Below are 20,126 nucleotides of genomic sequence, written 5' to 3'. Positions count from 1 at the left end.
GTTTATCCTTTTTGTGCTGCTGCCAGCTGTAAATTGTGGGCGATAATAAAGGCCTGGTTGCGGTTTTCCATATGTATGGCAGCTTCCAGGCCGGCACAGTCTATGTTCTGATTAATGGCCTCTTTAGTCAGTTTGATAACCAGGGGATCTTTGCCGGCAATGACCCGGGCAATTTCCATTGCCGTTTCCATCAACTTTTCCTTTTCCACACAACGGGAGGCAAATCCAAGCTGCATGGCTTCGTCGGCCTTCATAAAACGGCCGGTAAGCATTAACTCGTAAGCTCTGCCGGCCCCAATCAGCCGGGGCAGAAAATAGCTGGAACCCATATCGGCTCCGCCGATGCCTACATTGATAAAGGCCGCATTGAATCTGGCATCAGGGGAAATGATGCGAATATCCGAGGCCAGGGCAAAGGACATACCCGCGCCGGCAGCAGCACCATGTACGACGCAGATAATCGGCTGGGGAATCTGGCGCATGGCTATTTCAATTTTACCCAGGTCATACTGGAAGTCATAAAGAACAGGAGCCTTCATCATATCCGGTTGAAAGACATCAGCTACGTCCATTCCGCCGCAGAACCCTTTTTCCCCCTCGGCTCTGAGTATCACCACCCTGGTTTCCAGATCATGCTGCAGTCTGGTCCAAAGGTCAACCAGATCCTTGACCATCTGACGATTCATGGCATTCAGTTTTTGGGGTCGGTTGAGACTGACCACCAGTATCCTTGAATCCAAACTCTCCGTTTTCAATGTCTCATAAGTATTGTAATCAACCATAATACACCCTCCCACTAATATTTGTTAATTTGATAATACCATAATATTATTACGTTAACGTTTATTATTTGACGAAAAATTTAAAACCAATAAAAAATGGTTTACCGGTCGGTAAACCATTGAAGATTAAAAAAGGAGGAAAAGCAATTAGTCCATGGGGCCGCCTTCCCAGTATTGTCTGATTTTACGAAGGGCATAACCACCGAAAAAAAGGCCGTTCAGAAAAGCCAATGGTATTGCCATGGCCCCGAAGTAGTGGAACTTTTGTTTTAAGTCTTCTTTACCGTCGCTAGTGCGATACCTGGTCATTTTTATCCCTCCTTCTATATTCTATTTTGAACATAAGCCCAGCTAAATATATCAGGATAACATTTCAATTTTTTTTCATCACGGAGGGGAAGACTTTTATAACCAATAAATAAATTAAAGTTCCGCCGATGGTTAAAATTAACATCAGGGTTAATATTTTTGTCAACATTTGCATCACCATTCATAGCTTGCGATGAGAAAACGAATTTTATTCAATTTGCTGTTCAGCTATTCTGCTGCCCGGCAGAGCCTCTGGAAGAATAACAACCTGAAAAGCAGAGCGAGTTGTCAGGACTTGCCCTTAAGACTTTCAATTTCGGCTTCGCCAAGGGACCTGGTAATCAAAACGGTGGAGAGCTTGGACAAATCTACCTCGTGCACATTGGTAAGCCTTTTTTTGCCGGCATTAAAAACTATCCTCACTACGGGCCGCGCAGGGTATTCACGGTTAACGTCGACTACTATGCCTATGTCACCGGTGTTTAGCTCCACAACGGTACCGACAGGATAGACGGCAACATTGGAGATGAGCGCTGTGACACAGGCCGGATCCAGATAAATCCCGGACATCCGTTTTAAAATAGTCAAGGTCTGGTTAAGTGAGTAGGATGGGCGGTAAGGCCGGTCAGCCAGCAAGGCATCATAAATATCAGCGACGGCAACTATCCGGGCATATTTGTGTATATCCTCACCGGCCAGGCTGCGGGGGTAGCCTTGGCCGTCCCAGCGCTCGTGATGTTGGAAGGCTATATGGGAAGATAAAAGCGAGACCTCGTTGTAGTCGCGCAGAATTTCGAAACCATATCGGGGATGTCGTTTTATTTCCATGAACTCTTCCCGGGTAAGGTCTCCCGGTTTATTCAGGATATCGATGCTGACTCTGATTTTCCCGATATCGTGCAAAAGAGATCCCAGACCCAGCTCGCTTAACTGTAGATGATTATAACCCATGGTGATTCCGGTCATCACGGAAAGAATGCATACGTTTACCGAATGGGCGAAGGTGTAATCATCAAAGGTACGTATGTCTGATAAATTAAGCATTATATTGCGGTTCATCAACAGTTCATCAATAATCCCGTCAACGGTCTGCTTTACTATTTGAATATTGAGACTGTGCTTTTTTTCCAATCTGGCAAAGCTGTCCCGCATCACCTTGGTAGTTTCAATCCGGGTTTCCTCCGAAACCACATCTTGAATATCAAAATCGCCGAATATTTCATCTCTTATATAAACTGAATTAACGCCTATTTGATCGAGCCTACCGATATAGTTAGCGGTTAAAACCATACCGCTGTGTAATAGAATCCTGCCGTCACTGGTGAATATAGCCCGTGCTACCACCATACCAGGTTGCAAATCTTTAACCAGCATGCGTTTCAAAAAAATCACCTTGCAATGTATGTATAGTCTTTTGCCGTTGTTCGTATAGATTCTGTATTTTTTGCCGATTTCCTGCAGATTTTTAAATTATCCTATCAGCGATATTTATACGGACGGGGTTTTTCAATCTTTATGACCGGCGATGGGTTCTATAATTGCTATATTAAGCTTAACATGATACATTAAAATCACAGTTAGAAATAGAATAGCGAGGAGCTATATGAAACGTAAAAAACCTTATATCCCGAGGCCGGTTTTGAAAAATCTGGCTGATGATATAAAAAAATCGGTGGTCAGCAGTGAGGGCTGTTTGTCCATTCTGGATATGGTTGAGGATATACCGTATGATATTCGTCCTCAGGTGGTAGATGGCCTATCTGCCTTTCACGAGCCGGCTATGGTAGCATTTTTTTATCTCCTTAAAGCGGAATATGGAGCTGAACTGGCTATAGTATGTGACCGGGTCCTGGAAAAATACCGCATGGCGGGAATGGATATCAGCCCGCCCGCTTTTTTCGAAGGGGAATTTATTAAGACTTATGCCAGCGCCAGCCGCCACACTGGCCGTATGACCCTTGATGTGGCCTGGGATACCGGAGGGTCAGGGATTCATATGGAATGTTTTTATCTCACTTTTAATCCTGACGGAATACACAGTTTTTTCATCATAGACAATATACCTTTAGAGCAATACGAACGAGACCGCAAAACCACTGCGGAAATGGTTGAACTCAACCTGGAAGAGACCTGCTATCTGCTGTATGAAGCTTTCAATCTTAATGTTACCCATATGAGCAGGCCTGCCCTGGGAAGATTTATGTATCAAAAATACCTGGATCAAAATATAAACCAGAGTTATGAATGGGTTAAAGAACTGATGAGGAAAGTGTCGGCCCGATTAACGCCGCGGCAGGTGATAAACAGCTTTTTTAATGCCCTCAGTCAAAATGATTTTGCCTATATTTTTTCTATAGTATCCGGACGCCAATTATCTCCATCCCTTTTTCTCGAACGCTTTGCCGAATTGCTAAATCCGGATGCAATGCTGCTGGAGGGGCAGGCCAATGAGGTACAGGGCTCCAGGCATACCGCCCGGGTCAAAGCCCAAACCGTAAGGGTAGAAAACCACAAATTCTATTACAGTGAGTATAGCTTTTATCTCTTATATGAACTGGGCTACTGGGCTATCGGGGATATTGAAAGGCATAGTTTTAACCTCGTTGATCCCTCTTCGGATCAATCCCCTCTGAGCAGGCAGGTCTTGTGCCGGGTATTTGAAATCGTTGATCTGGAAGCACTTTTTGAGGTTCTGGATCGGGTGGACAATATCCGGGAAGTTGAAGAATTGCCCTGCGGCACCCATTTGCGCATCAGTTACTTCGATGATAATTTCAACCACGGCATATCCTTTATGAGCGGTGTTATAGCCGATGTGGTTATAAACGGCGACGAGCTCATAGTTATTTCCCAGAACCGGGCGACCATAGCTGATATTCATGATTTTCTGAACTCGGAGCCGGATTCCGCGGTTGTGGTTCGGGGTGACTATGAGATAAGCCTGATGACGGCCTACACCTATCTCGGAGGGCAGTATATGAGTTTTGAGGATTTGCTGTTCAGCCCGGAGGAGCAAAATATTTATGATGATGGCATGCGTTTTGTAACCACCAGGTATTTAATAAAAGATCGCAGCCGGGTATTGGAACGCTTGGATGTCTTAAAGACTCTTAAGATTAAGCTGAACCAGGAGTGCACGGTTTATTATCAGATAGTAAAAGAAAGCGGCGGCAATAATTTCCTGGCCGAATACCTGCTGGGGCCCAACTGGGTTAACGTATCTACTTTCGGGGAGAGGGATATGAGCCTGGCCCGGCAGGAGTTCGAGGAACAGATGTATGAGTATTTGGAGTTCGATGGGATGGAAGTGAGCAATGAAGGCTTTTTTGATGTGTTAACCAGCGATGTGAAAAAAGAGCATCCGGGATTGGAACCGGCTTTAAAGGATATATATCTGGACAAATGGTATCATAGCCACTTGCTCCCCTTAAGTGGCATGAGCCCTTTTGAGGCTTGTCAGACCGAAGAAGGGAGCAGGCTGTTGTGGGCCATGTTTAAAAATCTTAAACAAAAGAGTAAAACTCCCTGCCTCCAGTACAGGAAAAATATCGACCTTAAGGAGTATATTCGTAAAGTGGAGCAAAAAAAAGAAGGCAAACAATAAAAGAGTGTATTGACAGCACCTCATCCTTTAAATATACTTTATAGATAACTAAGCAAAGCGAAATATTGAATCGGCTATGAAGGGAACTGACACATGAGGTCACTTGATAACAGAGAGCCGGATAAGCTGAGAACCGGTATCAAAATTGCATGTGGTGATCACCCCCGAGCCGCTATCTGAAAGACTGAAGGTTAAGTAGGTGGTGCCGGACGAAAAAAGTCCGTTAGCAAGTTAGCATTAGTGAAAAAGTCTGTGCTGCAAGAGGTCGCAAAAACAGCGACAAGCAGGGTGGTACCGCGGGAAATACCTCTCGTCCCTGAACCGGGCGGGAGGTTTTTTTATATCCTTTTTTAACTGGCAGAATGGATTATTGAGGAAAAATAAGGAGTGGTATGGATGGGACTGAGAATTTATTTGGATGGCAGATTTGTTGACGAGCAGGATGCCAGGGTATCAGTTTTTGACCACGGATTTCTTTACGGTGACGGGGTTTTTGAAGGCATCAGGGCTTACCATAACAGCGTATTTCGCCTCAGGGATCATGTTAGCCGCTTTTTCGATTCGGCCAAGGCAATTAGTTTGCCGCTGCCCGTAACCCGTGCCCAGATGGGTGAAATTATCGTTGAGACCTGCCGCCTGAACGGGCTGGAAGATGCCTATATCCGGGTGGTGGCATCCCGAGGCCGGGGCGACCTGGGGCTGGATCCCAGAAAATGTCCGGTGCCGACCTTGGTTTGCATCGCGTCTTCCATTAACCTTTATCCGGATGAATTTTATGAAAAGGGATTAACGGTTATAACGGTGCCTACACGTCGTAATGGACCCGAAGGAGTAAACCCGAGGATCAAATCACTAAACTATTTGAATAATATAATGGCCAAACTGGAGGCCAATATCGCCGGAGCTGAGGAAGCCATTCTGCTCAATCAGGAAGGCTATGTAGCCGAGTGTTCCGGTGACAATATATTCATAGTCAAGAATGGCGTAATTAAGACTCCGGCTTTACACGTAGGCATGCTGGAAGGAGTAACCCGCAACGAAGTTATTAAATTGGCCCGGACTCAGGGCATGGAGCTGGAAGAAACCGTTTTTACCCGCTATGACCTCTTTGTTGCCGACGAGGTTTTCCTAACCGGGACGGCAGCCGAATTAATCCCGGTAACCAATATAGATTCCAGGGTGATCGGCGACGGTAAACCAGGTCCGTTTTTCAATAAGCTCCTGACCGCATTCAGGGAACTGGTTAAAGAGCCCGAAGGCCCGGAAGCAATTATATTTAAATAATGCTTGATCAGCCTTTGTGCCGTAAGGGGTATATTAGCCGCAGCCCCTCCCATAGGGTACACGGGCAAGCAGTAGGCAGGACCCTATAAGACAAAAATCAGTGTTAATCGGTGGTTTTATTTTACTGATTTTAACGCATCCCAAGTATCAGGAGGTAACAACATGCGCAGCGATTTGGCCAAAAAGGGCCTGGAAAAGGCTCCCCACCGCTCTTTATTTAAAGCCCTGGGGCTTACCGATGAAGAGATGTCCCGGCCCCTGGTGGGAATCGTAAATTCCAAAAACGATATTATACCCGGTCATATTAACCTGGATAAGATTGCCGAAGCGGTTAAGGCAGGGGTTCGCATAGCCGGGGGGACTCCGTTGGAGTTTAACACCATCGGGGTTTGTGATGGCATCGCCATGAACCATACCGGCATGAAGTATTCTTTGGGCAGCCGCGAATTGATTGCTGATTCGGTCGAGATTATGGCCACCGCTCACGCCTTGGATGCACTGGTGTTTATTCCCAATTGTGATAAGATAGTGCCAGGTATGCTTATGGCAGCAGCCCGACTAAATCTGCCTTCCATATTTATTAGCGGCGGCCCCATGCTGGCCGGACGGGTTCAGGGCAAAGCCGTAAGCCTGACCCAGGTTTTCGAAGGTGTAGGCGCTGCCGCCGCCGGCCGGATGAACCCGGATGAACTGGCCGAGCTTGAGGAAAATGCCTGCCCCACCTGCGGCTCCTGTTCCGGTATGTTTACTGCCAACTCCATGAACTGTTTGACCGAAGCATTGGGAATGGCTTTGGCGGGAAACGGCACCGTCCCGGCAGTCTATTCGGAAAGAATAAGGCTGGCCAAGCGGACCGGCATGCAGGTAATGCGGCTCTGGGAAAAAGACATCAAGGCCCTGGATATAATGACTGCCGATGCCTTCCATAATGCTATGCGCCTGGACATGGCCATTGGCTGTTCCAGCAACTCGGTTCTGCATCTGTTGGCCATTGCCCGCGAGGCTGGGGTCAATATCGACCTCGACCGGTTTAACGAGGTAAGTTCTACTACTCCCCACCTGTGCAAACTCAGTCCGGCAGGCGCACACCACATGGAGGATTTATACCGGGCCGGCGGAATTCCGGCCATGTTCAATGAGCTTAACCGGAATAATTTGGTTAATAGCGATTGTCTGACCGTAAGCGGCCGGACGGTGGGTGAAAACATTATTTCCACCCCGGTGCGTGACCACACCGTTATCAGGCCGATTGACAATCCCTACAGCCCTACGGGCGGTCTGGCCATACTATTCGGTAACCTGGCTCCCGAGGGAGCTGTGGTGAAAAAAAGTGCGGTAGCCGAGGAAATGATGCTGCACCAGGGTCCGGCCCGGGTATTCGATTCGGAGGAAGCGGCAGTTGCAGCTATACTGGGAGGGAGAATTATAGCGGGCGATGTTATTGTCATACGCTATGAGGGTCCTGCCGGAGGGCCGGGCATGAGAGAGATGCTTACTCCCACTTCGGCTATAGCAGGAATAGGTTTGGATAAAGAAGTAGCCCTTATCACCGACGGGCGCTTCTCCGGGGCTACCCGGGGAGCATCCATAGGACACGTGTCCCCTGAAGCTGCAGCCGGTGGACTGATTGCTCTGGTCGAGGAAGGCGACCTCATACGAATAGATATTCCGGCCGGCAGGCTGGACCTTATGGTAGACGAAGAGATACTTGCCGGGAGAAAAGCCCTCTGGGAGGTGCCGGAGCCCAAGATTAAAAGCGGATATATGAAAAGATATGCTGAGATGGTACAGTCAGCCAGCACCGGCGCAATCTTCAGAAAATAGAACGGCCGGAGGTAAAATAAGCGGGCCATCAAAAGCCCGCTATTTTTGTTAATATTATGCTTTAGCAATGCTTCAATATAATTAATTTGGAGGTGATGCAGGTGCAGTTAAAGGGAGCAGATATTTTACTGCGGTGCTTGCAGGAAGAGGGAGTTGATACGGTATTCGGCTATCCGGGGGGGGCGGTTCTTCCTATTTATGACGCGCTGTTCGAATCCAGTATCCGCCATATTCTGGCTCGCCATGAACAGGGGGTGGCACATGCGGCCGATGGTTATGCGCGGGCAACAGGGAAAGTGGGGGTTTGTATCGCTACGTCCGGCCCGGGAGCTACCAATCTGGTAACCGGGATTGCTACCGCTAACATGGATTCCATTCCTCTGGTCTGTTTTACAGGTCAGGTGGGGACCCCTTTGATTGGCCGGGATGCTTTTCAAGAAGCTGATATAACCGGAATCACTCTGCCGATAACCAAGCACAATTATCTGGTGGAGCGAACCGAAGATGTGGCCCGAACGGTGAAAGAGGCCTTTTATATAGCCCGGACCAACCGTCCCGGCCCGGTGGTAGTAGATTTGCCCAAAGATGTCATGGAAAGAAGCATAGACTATAAAGCCGGAGATGCCGAGGTAAATCTGCGCGGGTATCGGGTTATGAAGGGATACAACTCGGGGCAGGTAATAGCCGCGGTAGATTTGATAAAAAATGCTAAAAGACCGGTTATTTATGCCGGAGGAGGAGTGATATCCTCTGATGCTGCCGGCGAATTAAGAGAACTGGCCCAAAAACGCAAAATACCAGTAACGACTACCTTGATGGGCATGGGCGCCATACCCGGCAACAGCTATCTTAATCTCGGCATGCTGGGCATGCACGGTACCCGCTATGCCAATTATGCAATCGGTGAAGCCGACCTGCTTATTGCGGCGGGGGTACGTTTTGACGACCGGGTCACAGGAAAAATCGAAACCTTTGCACCCCATGCCCGGGTAATTCATATTGACATAGATGCGGCCGAGATTGGGAAAAATGTGGATGTGGATGTTCCGATCGTGGGTCAGGTAAAAGAGGTGCTGCAGGCAATCAATCAGCGTTTGGAAGCAGTGGAACAATACTGGGAATGGCACCAGACTATTGATCGCTGGAAAGAAGAATTTCCGCTGCGCTACGGTTCCTCCTGTGAAGGCCGGATAATGCCGCAAAGTGTTATTGAGAAGATATGCGACCTGACTCAAGGCGATGCCATTATCACCACTGAAGTGGGGCAGAACCAGATGTGGGCCGCCCAGTACTATAAGTTTAAACACGCTCGCACCTTTCTTACCTCCGGTGGATTGGGCACCATGGGTTATGGCTTCCCGGCCGCTATCGGAGCCAAAATCGGCCGCCCGGATCTGCCGGTAATAGACATAGCCGGAGACGGCAGCATCCAGATGAACATACAGGAATTAGCCACAGCGGTACAATACCGTCTGCCTATTATTATATGTATCCTCAACAATCAGTTTCTGGGAATGGTGCGGCAGTGGCAAGGCCTCTTTTATGGAGGACGCTATTCCTACACCGATATAAGCCACCAGCCTGATTTCGTCAAGCTGGCCGAAGCTTACGGGGCGGTTGGCATCAGAGTAACCCGGGAAGAGGAACTGGGGGCAGCCCTGCAGCAAGCTCTGCGGGAAACTGACCGCCCGGTGGTTCTGGATATCCTGGTGGAAAGGGAAGCTGATGTATATCCCATGGTACCTCCGGGAGGTTCTCTCTCCCATATGCTGGGGGGTGACGAGATATGAGAAAACATACCTTGGCGGTGACGGTCGAGAATCGGCCGGGTGTGCTTACCCGGGTAACCACGCTGTTCCGCCGGCGGGGATATAATATTGAAAGCCTGGCGGTGGGGGAAACTGAAAATCCCGGTATTTCCCGTATAACCATAGTGGTCATGGGAGACGGGAAAATCCTGGAACAGGTGACCAAACAGCTATACAAGCTGGTTGAAGTTATAAAGATCGTCGATATAACGGAAGAGCGCTCGGTGGAAAGGGAATTGGTCCTGATAAAGGTCAGGGCCGACAACAATGTGCGGGCTGACATAGTCCAGATTGTAGACATATTCCGGGCCCGGATAGTGGATATCGGCAAAAATTCCCTGATCATAGAGGTTACCGGTGACAGTGGCAAGATTGACGCCATAGTGGAATCGCTTAAACCGTTTGGAGTTATGGAACTGGTACGTACCGGGATTATAGCCATGGTACGCGGGGAAATCAAATAGCATGCAGCCGGGTATTGCCTGGTGCTGATAGATTTTAAGGAGGTATTTATAATGGCAAAAATGTATTATGACGCAGATGCCAATCTGAATCTTTTAAAGGGGAAAACCATTGCGGTTATGGGCTTCGGCTCTCAGGGGCATGCTCAGGCGCAGAATCTAAAGGAAAGCGGGCTTACGGTGGTGGTAGGCTTGAGGAAGCCCTTTGATGAAACCAGTGAAAAGGAATGGAATGCAGTTATCGCAGCGGGGATTCAGCCCATGACCGTAGCCGAAGCAGCCCAGGCCGGGGATGTTATTCAAATCCTGTTGCCGGATGAGGTTCAGGCCCGGGTTTATGACAGTGAAATCAGGCCCTACCTTAAAGAAGGTGATGCCTTGGGCTTTTCTCATGGCTTTAATATTCATTTTGGTCAGATAGTGCCGCCGGCCTTTGTTGATGTTTTTATGGTTGCTCCCAAAAGCCCCGGCCATCTGGTAAGACGCATGTATGTCAAGGGTGCCGGCGTGCCGGGATTAGTGGCGGTACAGCAGGATTACAGCGGGCAGGCCAAGGATATTGGTCTGGCTTATGCCTGCGGCATAGGCTGCACCCGGGCAGGAGTTATCGAGACCAGCTTCAAAGAAGAAACCGAGACCGACCTTTTCGGCGAGCAGTGCGTACTCTGCGGTGGGGTTACCCAACTGGTAAAGACCGGCTTTGAGACCCTGGTTAATGCCGGTTACCAGCCGGAGATAGCCTATTTCGAGTGTTTCCACGAACTGAAATTGATCGTTGACCTCATGTATGAAGGCGGCATGGGTTATATGCGCTATTCCATCAGTGACACGGCGGAATGGGGTGATTACACTAAAGGGCCGGACGTAATCGGAGAAGAGGCTCGTTGGGCCATGGAAGAGGCTTTAAAGGATATCCAGGAAGGAAAGTTTGCCAAGGATTGGCTGCTGGAAAACCAGGTAGGAAGACCCCAGTTTAATGCCTTGAAGCGCCAGAACCGGGAGCATCTGATAGAGCGGGTAGGGGCTGACCTCCGGGCCATGATGCCTTGGTTAAAGGAAAGCAAATAATAATTTTTTTATGATCATGAATTTTGAATTGAGGAAGGAAAAGCTTGGCTTTTCCAACCTTAGTTTAAAATCTGGAATTCACAAACATGATTACAAGCTCAATGCCGTCAATAAATATTATTTTGAACAGCAACGGTAACCGCGAGGCGCAAAGCGCTGTTTGCGGTCGCATGAATCTTTGAAGGATGTGTAAAACAATGGGAATGACAGTGAGCCAGAAGATTATTGCCAGTCATGCGGGGAAAGATTTTGTAGCTCCGGGCGAACTGGTGAACTGCAAGCTGGATGTAGTGCTGGGCAATGATGTTACTGCACCGGTAGCTATAGCTGAATTTGCCAAACTGGAAATGGACCGGGTCTTTGACGTGGAAAAGATTGTCCTGGTACCGGATCATTTTACGCCCAATAAGGATATAAAATCAGCCGAGCAGAGCAAAATTATGCGTGACTTCGCCCGCAAGTTCGGTATAAAGAATTATTTTGAGATCGGCTGCATGGGGATAGAACACTGTCTGCTGCCTGAGCAGGGCCTGGCGCTTCCCGGCGACATGATTATCGGGGCTGATTCCCATACCTGTACTTACGGGGCACTGGGGGCTTTTGCTACTGGTGTGGGCTCTACTGATATGGCAGCCGGTATGGCTACCGGTGAGGTCTGGTTCAAGGTACCGGAAAGCATCAGATTTGTATATTATGGAGCAATGCCGGAGTGGGTCAGCGGCAAGGATTTGATACTTCATACCATAGGAGATATCGGGGTTGACGGCGCCCGTTACATGTCCATGGAATTTACCGGGGAAGCTATCGCCCGGCTGTCGATGGACAACCGTTTTACCATGGCCAATATGGCTATTGAAGCGGGAGGCAAGAACGGTATTTTTGCTGCCGATGACATAACCCGCCGATATGTGGAAAAGAGAGCGCGGCGGCCCTACCAGGTTTATCAATCTGATGCCGATGCCGGCTATTTTGAGATTCGGGAATATGATGTATCGAAAATGGAACCGGTGGTGGCTTTCCCCCACCTTCCGGAAAATACCCGGCCGGTCAGCGCAGCCGGTGAAGTAAGCTTGGATCAAGTGGTGATAGGCTCCTGTACTAACGGCAGGCTGGAGGATCTGCAGATTGCCGCCTCCCTGCTCAAGGGCAGGAAGGTGCACCCGGAAATACGTCTGATAGTGTTCCCGGGCACCCAGCAGATTTACCTGGAAGCGTTGCGCCGGGGTTATATTGAAACCTTTATTGAGGCCGGAGCGGCAGTCAGCACACCGACCTGCGGTCCCTGTCTGGGAGGGCATATGGGCATCCTGGCCAAGGGAGAGAGGGCCCTGGCCACGACCAACCGCAATTTCGTAGGCCGCATGGGCCATCCGGAAAGCGAGGTCTACCTGTCCAGTCCGGCGGTAGCCGCCGCCAGCGCCATAAAAGGACGCATAACTCCTCCCTGGGAGGTATAGTTCCGCCGCAGCATGTTTTAAGGAGGATATTTATGAAGTTTAGCGGTAAGGTGCATAAATTTGGCGCCGATGTTGATACTGATGCCATTATACCGGCACGCTATCTGAATACCTTTGACCCCGTCGAGCTGGCCCGGCACTGTATGGAAGATGCCGATGCTGATTTTCCCGGCAAAGTTAAGGCAGGCGATATTATAGTTGCGGATAAGAATTTTGGCTGCGGCAGCTCTCGTGAGCATGCCCCGATAGCCATCAAGGGAGCGGGAATATCCTGTGTCATCGCCCGTTCCTTTGCCCGGATTTTTTATCGCAATGCTATAAACATAGGGCTTCCCATCCTCGAGTGTGATGAGGCTATAGATGCTGTTAACGAGGGGGATGAAGTGGAAGTGGATCTCGGCCGGGGGCAGGTGCGCAATCTCAGAACCGGTGAAGTGTTTGCGGCCGCGCCTTTCCCCGGATTTATGCAGGAGATTATGGCTAAAGGCGGCCTGATCAATTACATTAAATGGAAAAGACGAAAGGGTGGAATTCATGTATAAGATTGCTGTTCTTCCCGGAGATGGAATAGGAGTCGAAATAGTACCCGAAGCAGTTAAGGTTTTAAGGGCGGTAGGTAAAAAATTCGGTATGGAGTTTGAATTCACCGAAGCCCCGGTGGGCGGGGCAGCTTATGATATCTGCGGGTATCCCCTGCCGGATGCCACCCTGGATCTGTGCCGCCGTTCGGATGCGGTGCTGCTGGGAGCCATAGGCGGACCCAAGTGGGATAATCTGCCGGTGCACCTGCGCCCGGAATTAGGGGCCTTGCTGCCTCTGCGCAAAGAGCTTGAGCTTTATGCCAACCTGCGCCCGTGCATACTTTTCCCGGGCTTGTTAAATGCCTCCACCCTCAAAGAGGAAGTCGTCTCGGGGGTGGATATCCTCGTAATCCGGGAGCTCACCGGGGGCATTTATTTCGGCGAGAAAAAGCGGGAGAAAACTCCCGATGGAGAGAAAGCCACCGATACACTTAGTTATTCGACCTATGAAATAGAAAGGATTGTCCGCTTTGCCTATCAGGCGGCCCGCAAGAGGAGAGGCACGCTGTGTTCGGTGGACAAAGCCAATGTATTGGAAAGCTCGCGTCTATGGAGGGAGACAGTCAAGCGGCTGGCTGGTGAGTATCCCGATGTGGAAACTACTTATATGTATGTAGACAATTGTTCTATGCAGCTGATTCGCAATCCCGGCCAGTTTGATGTGATTGTCACGGAGAATATGTTCGGCGATATATTGACCGACGAAGCCTCCATGCTGACCGGTTCCATAGGCATGCTGGCCAGCGCTTCTATCGGCGGCCGGGTAGGGCTCTATGAGCCGGCTCACGGCAGCGCTCCGGATATCGCCGGACAAAACAAGGCCAACCCGCTGGCGACCATCTTATCGGCAGCGATGATGCTAAGATTTTCTTTTGACCGGGAAGAGGAAGCGGTTGCGATAGAGAAGGCGGTTCGCCGGGTACTGGCCGAAGGCTACCGTACCCCCGACCTTATGGAAGAAGGCAAAAAGCTGCTGGGCACGATAGAAATGGGAGACCTGGTGGTGGAGTATATTAATACTTAATTCTTATAGCGGAGGTTAGATGCGTTGGGGATAAGAAGCTGGATGTTCTGATTTATGATACTACCCTGCGGGATGGATCGCAGGGAGAGGGAATCTCCTTTTCCCTGGACGATAAGATCAAGATAGCCCAGAAACTTGGCTGGTTGGGAGTCTCTTATATAGAGGGCGGATGGCCCGGCAGCAATCCTAAAGACCTGGAGTTCTTTAAACTGGCCCAGCGCCTGGATTTGAGCCATACCAGGGTCGCTGCCTTTGGCTCCACCCGCAGACCCAATACCCCGGTAACCCGGGATGGCAATGTCAGAGCCCTGCTGGAGTCCGGGGCCCGGACTATTACATTGGTGGGCAAAACCTGGGATTTCCATGTCCTGCGGGCTCTGGAAACCACTTTGGAAGAAAATCTGAGCATGATTCGGGAGACTATAAGCTACTTTAAGGACCAAGACCGGGAAGTAATTTTTGATGCCGAGCATTTTTTTGATGGCTGCAAGCATAACCGGGATTATGCCCTGCAGGTCCTGGAGGCTGCGGCCCAGGCCGGGGCGGACTGGCTGATTCTCTGTGATACCAACGGCGGAAGCATGCCCTGGGAGATCGGAGATATTGTCCGGCAGGTGAAAAAACAGGTAAAAATCCCGCTGGGGATACATGCCCACAATGATTCCGGCTGCGCGGTCGGTAACTCCCTGGCAGCAGTCAAAGAAGGATGTACTCAGGTTCAGGGAACTATCAACGGTTATGGCGAGCGCTGCGGTAATAGCGACATCTGTTCCGTTATCCCTAATCTGGAACTTAAAATGGGATTCAGCTGCCTGCCGGCGGGGAATCTGAAAAACTTAAGTGAAGCGGCCCATTACGTGGGCGAGATTGCCAATATGCCCCATTACAGCAACCAACCGTTTGTCGGGCACGGGGCTTTTGCTCATAAGGGAGGCATACACGTGAGTGCGCTGTTGAAAGACCCGCTTACCTATGAGCACATTGACCCGGAAGAAGTGGGGAATCACAGAAGGGTACTGGTTTCCGAACTTTCCGGCCTTTCCAATCTGCTCTATAAGGCCCGGGAGCTGAACATTGATGTCAATGCCTATGATGCCGAGACCAAGCGTTTGATTAAGGAAATCAAGGAACTGGAGAATCAGGGATTCCAGTTTGAAGGCGCCGACGCTTCGCTGGAACTTTTCCTGCGCAAGGCCTTCGCCCAGTATGAGGAATTTTTCCAGCTTAAGAATCTCAAGATAATTCTGGAGAAGAACGAAGAAGACGATATAACCGCCGAGGCCATGATCAAGGTGCAGATCGGCGACCATACTTTCCACACCGCAGCCGAGGGCGACGGTCCGGTCAATGCCCTGGACAATTCTCTGCGCAAGGCCCTTAACGAAGTTTACCCGGAGGTAGCCGAGATGCACCTCAGCGACTACAAGGTCAGGGTCTTGGATGGCAACAACGGTACGGCCGCCAAGGTCAGGGTCCTGATTGACTCCGCTAACCAGAGTGATAAGTGGAGTACGGTAGGGGTTTCCGAGAACATCATTGAAGCTTCCTGGCAGGCCCTGGTGGACAGTATAAACTACCTGCTCCTGAAAAAACGCATGTAAAGGCCGGCAATACCGGAAGCGGGGATAAGAGAGACGGTTCGTTTTTAATATGGACCGTCTCCTTCCATGATAAGCAATTGCTGTCATTTGCCATTTTGGTGTATATTTATAACAGCAATACTGGCAGGGGGTAGTATACATGAAGGCAATGATAATGGCAGCCGGGGTAGGATCGAGATTAATGCCCCTGACTACTCAAATACCCAAGCCCATGATACCGATGGCCAATGTCCCTTTGATGGAAAGCATAGTAACCCTGCTCCATACTCATGGGTTTGATGACCTGATCTGCAATCTGCATTACCATGCCGGCAATATCAGCTCCTATTTTGGCGATGGGGGCAGATTCGGGGTAAAAATGCAGTACTCACCGGAAGATGAGCTTATGGGTACGGCCGGCGGAGTTAAAAACTGTGAGTGGTTTTTGAACGATACCTTTGTAGTAATCAGCGGGGATGCCCTGACCGATATTAATCTGGGAGCACTGCTTGAGGCTCATCACCAGAAGGGGGCGTTGGCCACCATAGCTTTAAAAGAAGTGCAGCAGGTCGAGCATTTTGGGGTGGTTATAACTGATGACCAGGGGAAAATTGAAAGATTTCAGGAAAAGCCCCGGGCCGAGGAGGCTTTAAGCCACCTGGCCAACACCGGCATCTATGTTTTTGAGCCCGAAATATTCAAATATATACCGGCCCGGCAGTTTTATGATTTCGGCAAACAGGTTTTTCCCCATCTGGTCAAGATAGGGGCGCCTTTTTATGGCCGGCCGGTGCAGGCTTACTGGTGCGATGTGGGCAATATTTCCACCTATTGTCAGGCTCATGCGGATATACTGCAGCAGCGGGTTAAAACCGCTGCGTCGGGCAAGATAATCAATACGGCTGAAGGGGCGCGGGTACTCCTGGGGGAGGGAGCTGTTTGCGGCCAGAATGTCAGGTTTGAGGGCAGTGTGGTTATCGGTTCCGGGTGCAGGATCGGCAACAATGCATACATAAGCAATTCGATAATCTGGAATAATACCGTCATTAATGATAAATCCATCATTAAAGAAGCCGTAGTGGGGTTTGATTGTATACTGGGGCAGGGAGTCAAGCTTAATTCTGGTGCCGTGGTGGCTGGAGGCTGTACCCTGCAGGATGAGGTTGAGGTGCCGTCCCGAGGCAAGGTTTTTTATACCGTAGGAGATGAATTGCATCTGGAGGTTTCGGGATAAAGCCTGGTCAGAGGGTCAATCGCCATGGGAAGCAACAATGCCCCGGATTCAGCCTGAGCCGGGGCATTAATTTTACCTTATCGGCCCAGCATGGCTTTGAAGCTTTGTTCCAGGTCGGAAATATCCTGGCCGTTCAACTGCTGTAATTGTTCCTGGTTTACCGGCATCATTTTTAAAATATACATGCGTTTTTTTTCCTTTAATAAGAGAGCCATTTCCATACCGGCCGACTTGTCCTTTTCCTTGAATTCATAGGCCACCAGGGCAGTGTTTTCCGCGCGCTGGGTATATTGGGGCAGGATCTTGATGCTCATACCGGCGGGCAGCTTGGTTCCGGTCTCCACCCGGGATATAAAATCGCCCATTTTCTTCTCGATGGCAGGTCGATCCTCGATTAATTCCCGGGGACTCATAAGCATATATTCGGGCATAAACTGAACCCCCCAGAAAACACTGAGGTTTTGGGCTACGGTTTCATAGTCCTTCTGAAAATAAGCATTATAAAAATTCCTGACCGCTACTTCGGGGTTGGAATAATCTCTGTAGGCGGCATAATAATACATGGCGGCCAGTATCAAGATTATAAGTACCAATAGAACCTTGGGGACACCGCGTTCGACCGGTTTATCCAATATACAATTACCTCTCTTTCTCTTACTATGTTATAAATAAGATTGTAACAGATGAATCCGGTGTTAACAATTGACACCTGCACTGCATCTTCGACAGCATTAAGGAGGACAAGGCAATGTTTCCCGATATCCGCATGAGGGGGGCGAAGAAGCGTTCCCTTTCAACCGCCCTGCTATGGGAGGGCAAAAAATGCAAAGAATAATCGTGGCTGGCGGCGGGCCGGCAGGTATGATGGCGGCGGCGGCGGCAGCCGAGAATGGAGGTCGGGTTACTCTGCTGGAAAAAAAAGAAAGACCCGGCAAAAAACTGAAACTGACCGGAAAGGGCCGCTGCAATATTACTTCCGCCCGGGAGCGGGAAAACTTCCTTGCCGGCTATGCCGGCAACGGCCGTTTTCTTTACAGTGCCCTCAATGAATTTTCCAACCTGGATGTGATCGCATTCTTAAACCGGCATGGGCTGGCAACGGTGGTGGAGCGTGGCCAAAGGGTCTTTCCCGCCAGCAATCGAGCCGAAGATGTAGTCGCCGTGCTCTATGAAAACATGTTGGCCCATGGTGTGGAGGTTATCTGTTCTCGCCGGGTTGAAGGCATAAAAGTCGCGGACTCCCGGGTAGTGGGAGTAAAGGCGGAAGGGGAGCTGATGCCCTGCCAGGCAGTGATCGTTGCTACCGGAGGTATGTCCTACCCGGGTACCGGCTCGACCGGAGACGGATATGCCTGGGCCCGGGCGGCCGGGCATCATTTGGTAGAGCCGCGCCCGGGATTGGTGCCGCTGGTGGTTAAAGAGGAATGGGTGAAGAGGCTCCAGGGCTTGAGCCTTAAGAATGTCAGGGTTCATGCCTGCCGGTTAAACGGCAGCAGGGTTAACGAAGATTTTGGGGAAATGCTGTTTACCCATTTCGGGGTATCCGGTCCTATTATTTTAAGCATGAGCCGGGATATCGGTGAAGTGCTGTACCAGCGAAAGGAAGCAGTGCATTTATCAATCGATTTAAAACCGGCCTTAAGCGAAGAAAAGCTTGACGAACGCCTGCAGCGGGACCTTTATAAATATTCCCGGCGGCAGTTTAAGAACTCGCTTAATGATTTGCTGCCCCGGAAACTTATCCCTGTAATAACAGAGCTGAGCGGTATTGACGGCGACAAGGAAAGCAATCAGGTAAACCGGGCGGAACGAAGAAAACTGCTGAAGCTGCTGAAGGGAATTGAACTGACCGTTACCGGTACCCGGCCCATAGCCGAAGCCATAGTTACTGCCGGAGGGGTAGACGTTAAGGAGATCAACCCTAAAACCATGGAGTCAAGGCTGGTAAAGGGCCTGCATTTTGCCGGGGAAATCATTGATGTAGACGGGTATACCGGAGGCTTTAATCTGCAGGCGGCTTTTTCCACCGGTTATCTGGCGGGAAAGTCCGCAGCCGGCGGATAAAATCGGTTCCCTGGGATCAGACGCTGCGGTGCGGGTACGATTGACGAGGGTGGGGATTTCTGCTAGTATTCGAGATAATAATGAAATAACCATATTATTGGGGGAATTGTAAGATGGCTAAGAAAGCAGGAGGCTACGATGCTGGTGACGGCTACCAGGGATCAGCAGATTATATAGTATCGGATGATTTGAGAAATTGCGTTAATATTGCTATTGCTTTGCAAAAGCCGCTGCTTATAAAGGGGGAGCCCGGGACCGGCAAGACCATGCTGGCGCAAAGCATTGCCAACTCGCTGGGGAAAGAGCTTATTATCTGGAATATCAAGTCTACTACTAAAGCCCAGGAGGGCCTCTATGTCTATGATACGGTACAGCGGCTATATGACAGCCAGTTTGGCGAAGGTGATGTCGCCAACATCAAAAAGTACATAAAACTGGGTAAACTGGGGGAAGCCTTCACATCCCCGGAACCGGTGGTATTATTGATTGATGAGATAGACAAGGCCGACCTGGAATTTCCCAACGACCTGCTCTGGGAATTGGATCAGATGAGCTTCTATATACCTGAAACCCGGGAAAGCATTGGAGCCGTACATCGACCCATCGTAGTCATAACCAGCAATGCGGAGAAAGAATTGCCGGACGCTTTCCTGCGCCGCTGCATATTTCACTATATCGAATTTCCCGACCCTGAGGGGATGGAGAGGATTATCAAAGTGCATCACCCCAACCTGGAGAGAAAGCTGCTGGATCAGGCGATGGAAACTTTCTATATGTTGCGCAATGTTCCCAACGTTCAAAAAAGGCCTAGTACCAGCGAGCTGATAGACTGGCTGCAAGCACTGGTGGTGGGGGGCATCAGTCCCAACCGCATTAAACAAGAGCTTCCTTTTCTGGGCGTATTGCTTAAGAAAAATGAGGATCTCGATACCCTGCTTACCCAGCTGCACGGCAAGGCTCAGGGCCGCAATCCCAATGTGGTCGGTAATTCGTCTTTGAACCGTTACCGCTACTAATAAACCCAGCAGGCGCTTTCAGGGCGCCTC

Annotated in this window: 17 protein-coding genes; 13 read left to right on the top strand and 4 right to left on the bottom strand. The window is 49.8% G+C overall.

Annotated elements, in window-relative coordinates; genetic code table 11:
- Window positions 1-2: 2 nt before the first annotated feature.
- The 3 genes from ACU70B_RS13045 to ACU70B_RS13035 all read right to left on the bottom strand — a co-directional run bounded on the left by ACU70B_RS13045 (window position 3) and on the right by ACU70B_RS13035 (window position 2,465).
- Complete coding sequence (locus tag ACU70B_RS13045) at window positions 3-782, bottom strand: enoyl-CoA hydratase/isomerase family protein (protein ID WP_447183953.1); 780 nt, start codon at window positions 780-782, stop codon at window positions 3-5.
- Window positions 783-929: 147 nt separating this feature from the next.
- Complete coding sequence (locus ACU70B_RS13040; protein WP_447183952.1) at window positions 930-1,091, bottom strand: hypothetical protein; 162 nt, start codon at window positions 1,089-1,091, stop codon at window positions 930-932.
- A 288-nt stretch (window positions 1,092-1,379) separates the two neighbouring features.
- Window positions 1,380-2,465: an HD-GYP domain-containing protein gene (locus ACU70B_RS13035; protein ID WP_447185780.1), complete on the bottom strand. Its 1,086-nt coding sequence runs from the start codon at window positions 2,463-2,465 to the stop codon at window positions 1,380-1,382.
- Between the two features lie 229 nt (window positions 2,466-2,694).
- On the opposite strand from ACU70B_RS13035, the gene ACU70B_RS13030 reads away from it, so the two are divergent.
- The 11 genes from ACU70B_RS13030 to ACU70B_RS12980 all read left to right on the top strand — a co-directional run bounded on the left by ACU70B_RS13030 (window position 2,695) and on the right by ACU70B_RS12980 (window position 17,016).
- Complete coding sequence (locus ACU70B_RS13030; protein WP_447183951.1) at window positions 2,695-4,695, top strand: hypothetical protein; 2,001 nt, start codon at window positions 2,695-2,697, stop codon at window positions 4,693-4,695.
- A gap of 396 nt (window positions 4,696-5,091) precedes the next feature.
- Complete coding sequence (gene ilvE, locus ACU70B_RS13025; RefSeq protein WP_447183950.1) at window positions 5,092-5,979, top strand: branched-chain-amino-acid transaminase; 888 nt, start codon at window positions 5,092-5,094, stop codon at window positions 5,977-5,979.
- A 162-nt stretch (window positions 5,980-6,141) separates the two neighbouring features.
- On the top strand, window positions 6,142-7,803 hold the full coding sequence (ilvD, locus tag ACU70B_RS13020; protein ID WP_447183949.1) for a dihydroxy-acid dehydratase: 1,662 nt from the start codon (window positions 6,142-6,144) through the stop codon (window positions 7,801-7,803).
- Between the two features lie 101 nt (window positions 7,804-7,904).
- The gene (gene ilvB / locus ACU70B_RS13015) at window positions 7,905-9,593 is read left to right on the top strand and encodes a biosynthetic-type acetolactate synthase large subunit (RefSeq protein WP_447183948.1); all 1,689 of its coding nucleotides are present in this window, start codon (window positions 7,905-7,907) and stop codon (window positions 9,591-9,593) included.
- A complete protein-coding gene (ilvN, locus tag ACU70B_RS13010) occupies window positions 9,590-10,075 on the top strand; it encodes an acetolactate synthase small subunit (protein ID WP_447183947.1) in 486 nt (161 codons plus the stop codon). Before ilvB ends, ilvN begins: the two co-directional genes overlap by 4 nt.
- 51 nt (window positions 10,076-10,126) lie before the next feature.
- Window positions 10,127-11,140: a ketol-acid reductoisomerase gene (ilvC, locus tag ACU70B_RS13005; protein ID WP_447183946.1), complete on the top strand. Its 1,014-nt coding sequence runs from the start codon at window positions 10,127-10,129 to the stop codon at window positions 11,138-11,140.
- A gap of 197 nt (window positions 11,141-11,337) precedes the next feature.
- Entirely contained in the window at window positions 11,338-12,597 is a 1,260-nt protein-coding gene (gene leuC / locus ACU70B_RS13000; RefSeq protein ID WP_447183945.1) for a 3-isopropylmalate dehydratase large subunit, read from the top strand.
- Window positions 12,598-12,629: 32 nt separating this feature from the next.
- Window positions 12,630-13,139: a 3-isopropylmalate dehydratase small subunit gene (gene leuD / locus ACU70B_RS12995; protein WP_447183944.1), complete on the top strand. Its 510-nt coding sequence runs from the start codon at window positions 12,630-12,632 to the stop codon at window positions 13,137-13,139.
- Window positions 13,132-14,202, top strand: a complete 1,071-nt coding sequence (gene leuB / locus ACU70B_RS12990) for a 3-isopropylmalate dehydrogenase (RefSeq protein WP_447183943.1) — start codon at window positions 13,132-13,134, stop codon at window positions 14,200-14,202. Before leuD ends, leuB begins: the two co-directional genes overlap by 8 nt.
- A 38-nt stretch (window positions 14,203-14,240) precedes the next feature.
- Window positions 14,241-15,803 (top strand): citramalate synthase, encoded by a 1,563-nt coding sequence (cimA, locus tag ACU70B_RS12985; RefSeq protein ID WP_447185779.1) that lies wholly within the window; start codon window positions 14,241-14,243, stop codon window positions 15,801-15,803.
- 139 nt (window positions 15,804-15,942) lie between these two features.
- Window positions 15,943-17,016, top strand: coding sequence for a nucleotidyltransferase family protein (locus ACU70B_RS12980; RefSeq protein ID WP_447183942.1), 1,074 nt, complete (start codon window positions 15,943-15,945; stop codon window positions 17,014-17,016).
- 77 nt (window positions 17,017-17,093) lie between these two features.
- On the opposite strand, the gene ACU70B_RS12975 is transcribed toward ACU70B_RS12980, so the two are convergent.
- Window positions 17,094-17,648: a hypothetical protein gene (locus ACU70B_RS12975; RefSeq protein WP_447183941.1), complete on the bottom strand. Its 555-nt coding sequence runs from the start codon at window positions 17,646-17,648 to the stop codon at window positions 17,094-17,096.
- Between the two features lie 190 nt (window positions 17,649-17,838).
- On the opposite strand from ACU70B_RS12975, the gene ACU70B_RS12970 reads away from it, so the two are divergent.
- Both ACU70B_RS12970 and ACU70B_RS12965 read left to right on the top strand, forming a co-directional pair.
- The gene (locus ACU70B_RS12970; protein ID WP_447183940.1) at window positions 17,839-19,080 is read left to right on the top strand and encodes a BaiN/RdsA family NAD(P)/FAD-dependent oxidoreductase; all 1,242 of its coding nucleotides are present in this window, start codon (window positions 17,839-17,841) and stop codon (window positions 19,078-19,080) included.
- Between the two features lie 113 nt (window positions 19,081-19,193).
- A complete protein-coding gene (locus tag ACU70B_RS12965; protein WP_447183939.1) occupies window positions 19,194-20,096 on the top strand; it encodes an AAA family ATPase in 903 nt (300 codons plus the stop codon).
- The last annotated feature ends 30 nt before the right edge of the window (window positions 20,097-20,126 follow it).

The sequence above is a fragment of the Syntrophomonas curvata genome (assembly GCF_052976825.1).
This window is presented reverse-complemented; position numbering and strand designations above follow the sequence as displayed.

Bases quoted from the DNA above. Each gene is read 5' to 3' on its own strand.
- ACU70B_RS13045 (WP_447183953.1), bottom strand. From the start codon at position 782: ATGGTTGATTACAATACTTATGAGACATTGAAAACGGAGAGTTTGGAT.
- ACU70B_RS13040 (WP_447183952.1), bottom strand. From the start codon at position 1,091: ATGACCAGGTATCGCACTAGCGACGGTAAAGAAGACTTAAAACAAAAG.
- ACU70B_RS13035 (WP_447185780.1), bottom strand. From the start codon at position 2,465: ATGCTGGTTAAAGATTTGCAACCTGGTATGGTGGTAGCACGGGCTATA.
- ACU70B_RS13030 (WP_447183951.1), top strand. From the start codon at position 2,695: ATGAAACGTAAAAAACCTTATATCCCGAGGCCGGTTTTGAAAAATCTG.
- ilvE (WP_447183950.1), top strand. From the start codon at position 5,092: ATGGGACTGAGAATTTATTTGGATGGCAGATTTGTTGACGAGCAGGAT.
- ilvD (WP_447183949.1), top strand. From the start codon at position 6,142: ATGCGCAGCGATTTGGCCAAAAAGGGCCTGGAAAAGGCTCCCCACCGC.
- ilvN (WP_447183947.1), top strand. From the start codon at position 9,590: ATGAGAAAACATACCTTGGCGGTGACGGTCGAGAATCGGCCGGGTGTG.
- ilvC (WP_447183946.1), top strand. From the start codon at position 10,127: ATGGCAAAAATGTATTATGACGCAGATGCCAATCTGAATCTTTTAAAG.
- leuC (WP_447183945.1), top strand. From the start codon at position 11,338: ATGGGAATGACAGTGAGCCAGAAGATTATTGCCAGTCATGCGGGGAAA.
- leuD (WP_447183944.1), top strand. From the start codon at position 12,630: ATGAAGTTTAGCGGTAAGGTGCATAAATTTGGCGCCGATGTTGATACT.
- leuB (WP_447183943.1), top strand. From the start codon at position 13,132: ATGTATAAGATTGCTGTTCTTCCCGGAGATGGAATAGGAGTCGAAATA.
- ACU70B_RS12980 (WP_447183942.1), top strand. From the start codon at position 15,943: ATGAAGGCAATGATAATGGCAGCCGGGGTAGGATCGAGATTAATGCCC.
- ACU70B_RS12970 (WP_447183940.1), top strand. From the start codon at position 17,839: ATGCAAAGAATAATCGTGGCTGGCGGCGGGCCGGCAGGTATGATGGCG.
- ACU70B_RS12965 (WP_447183939.1), top strand. From the start codon at position 19,194: ATGGCTAAGAAAGCAGGAGGCTACGATGCTGGTGACGGCTACCAGGGA.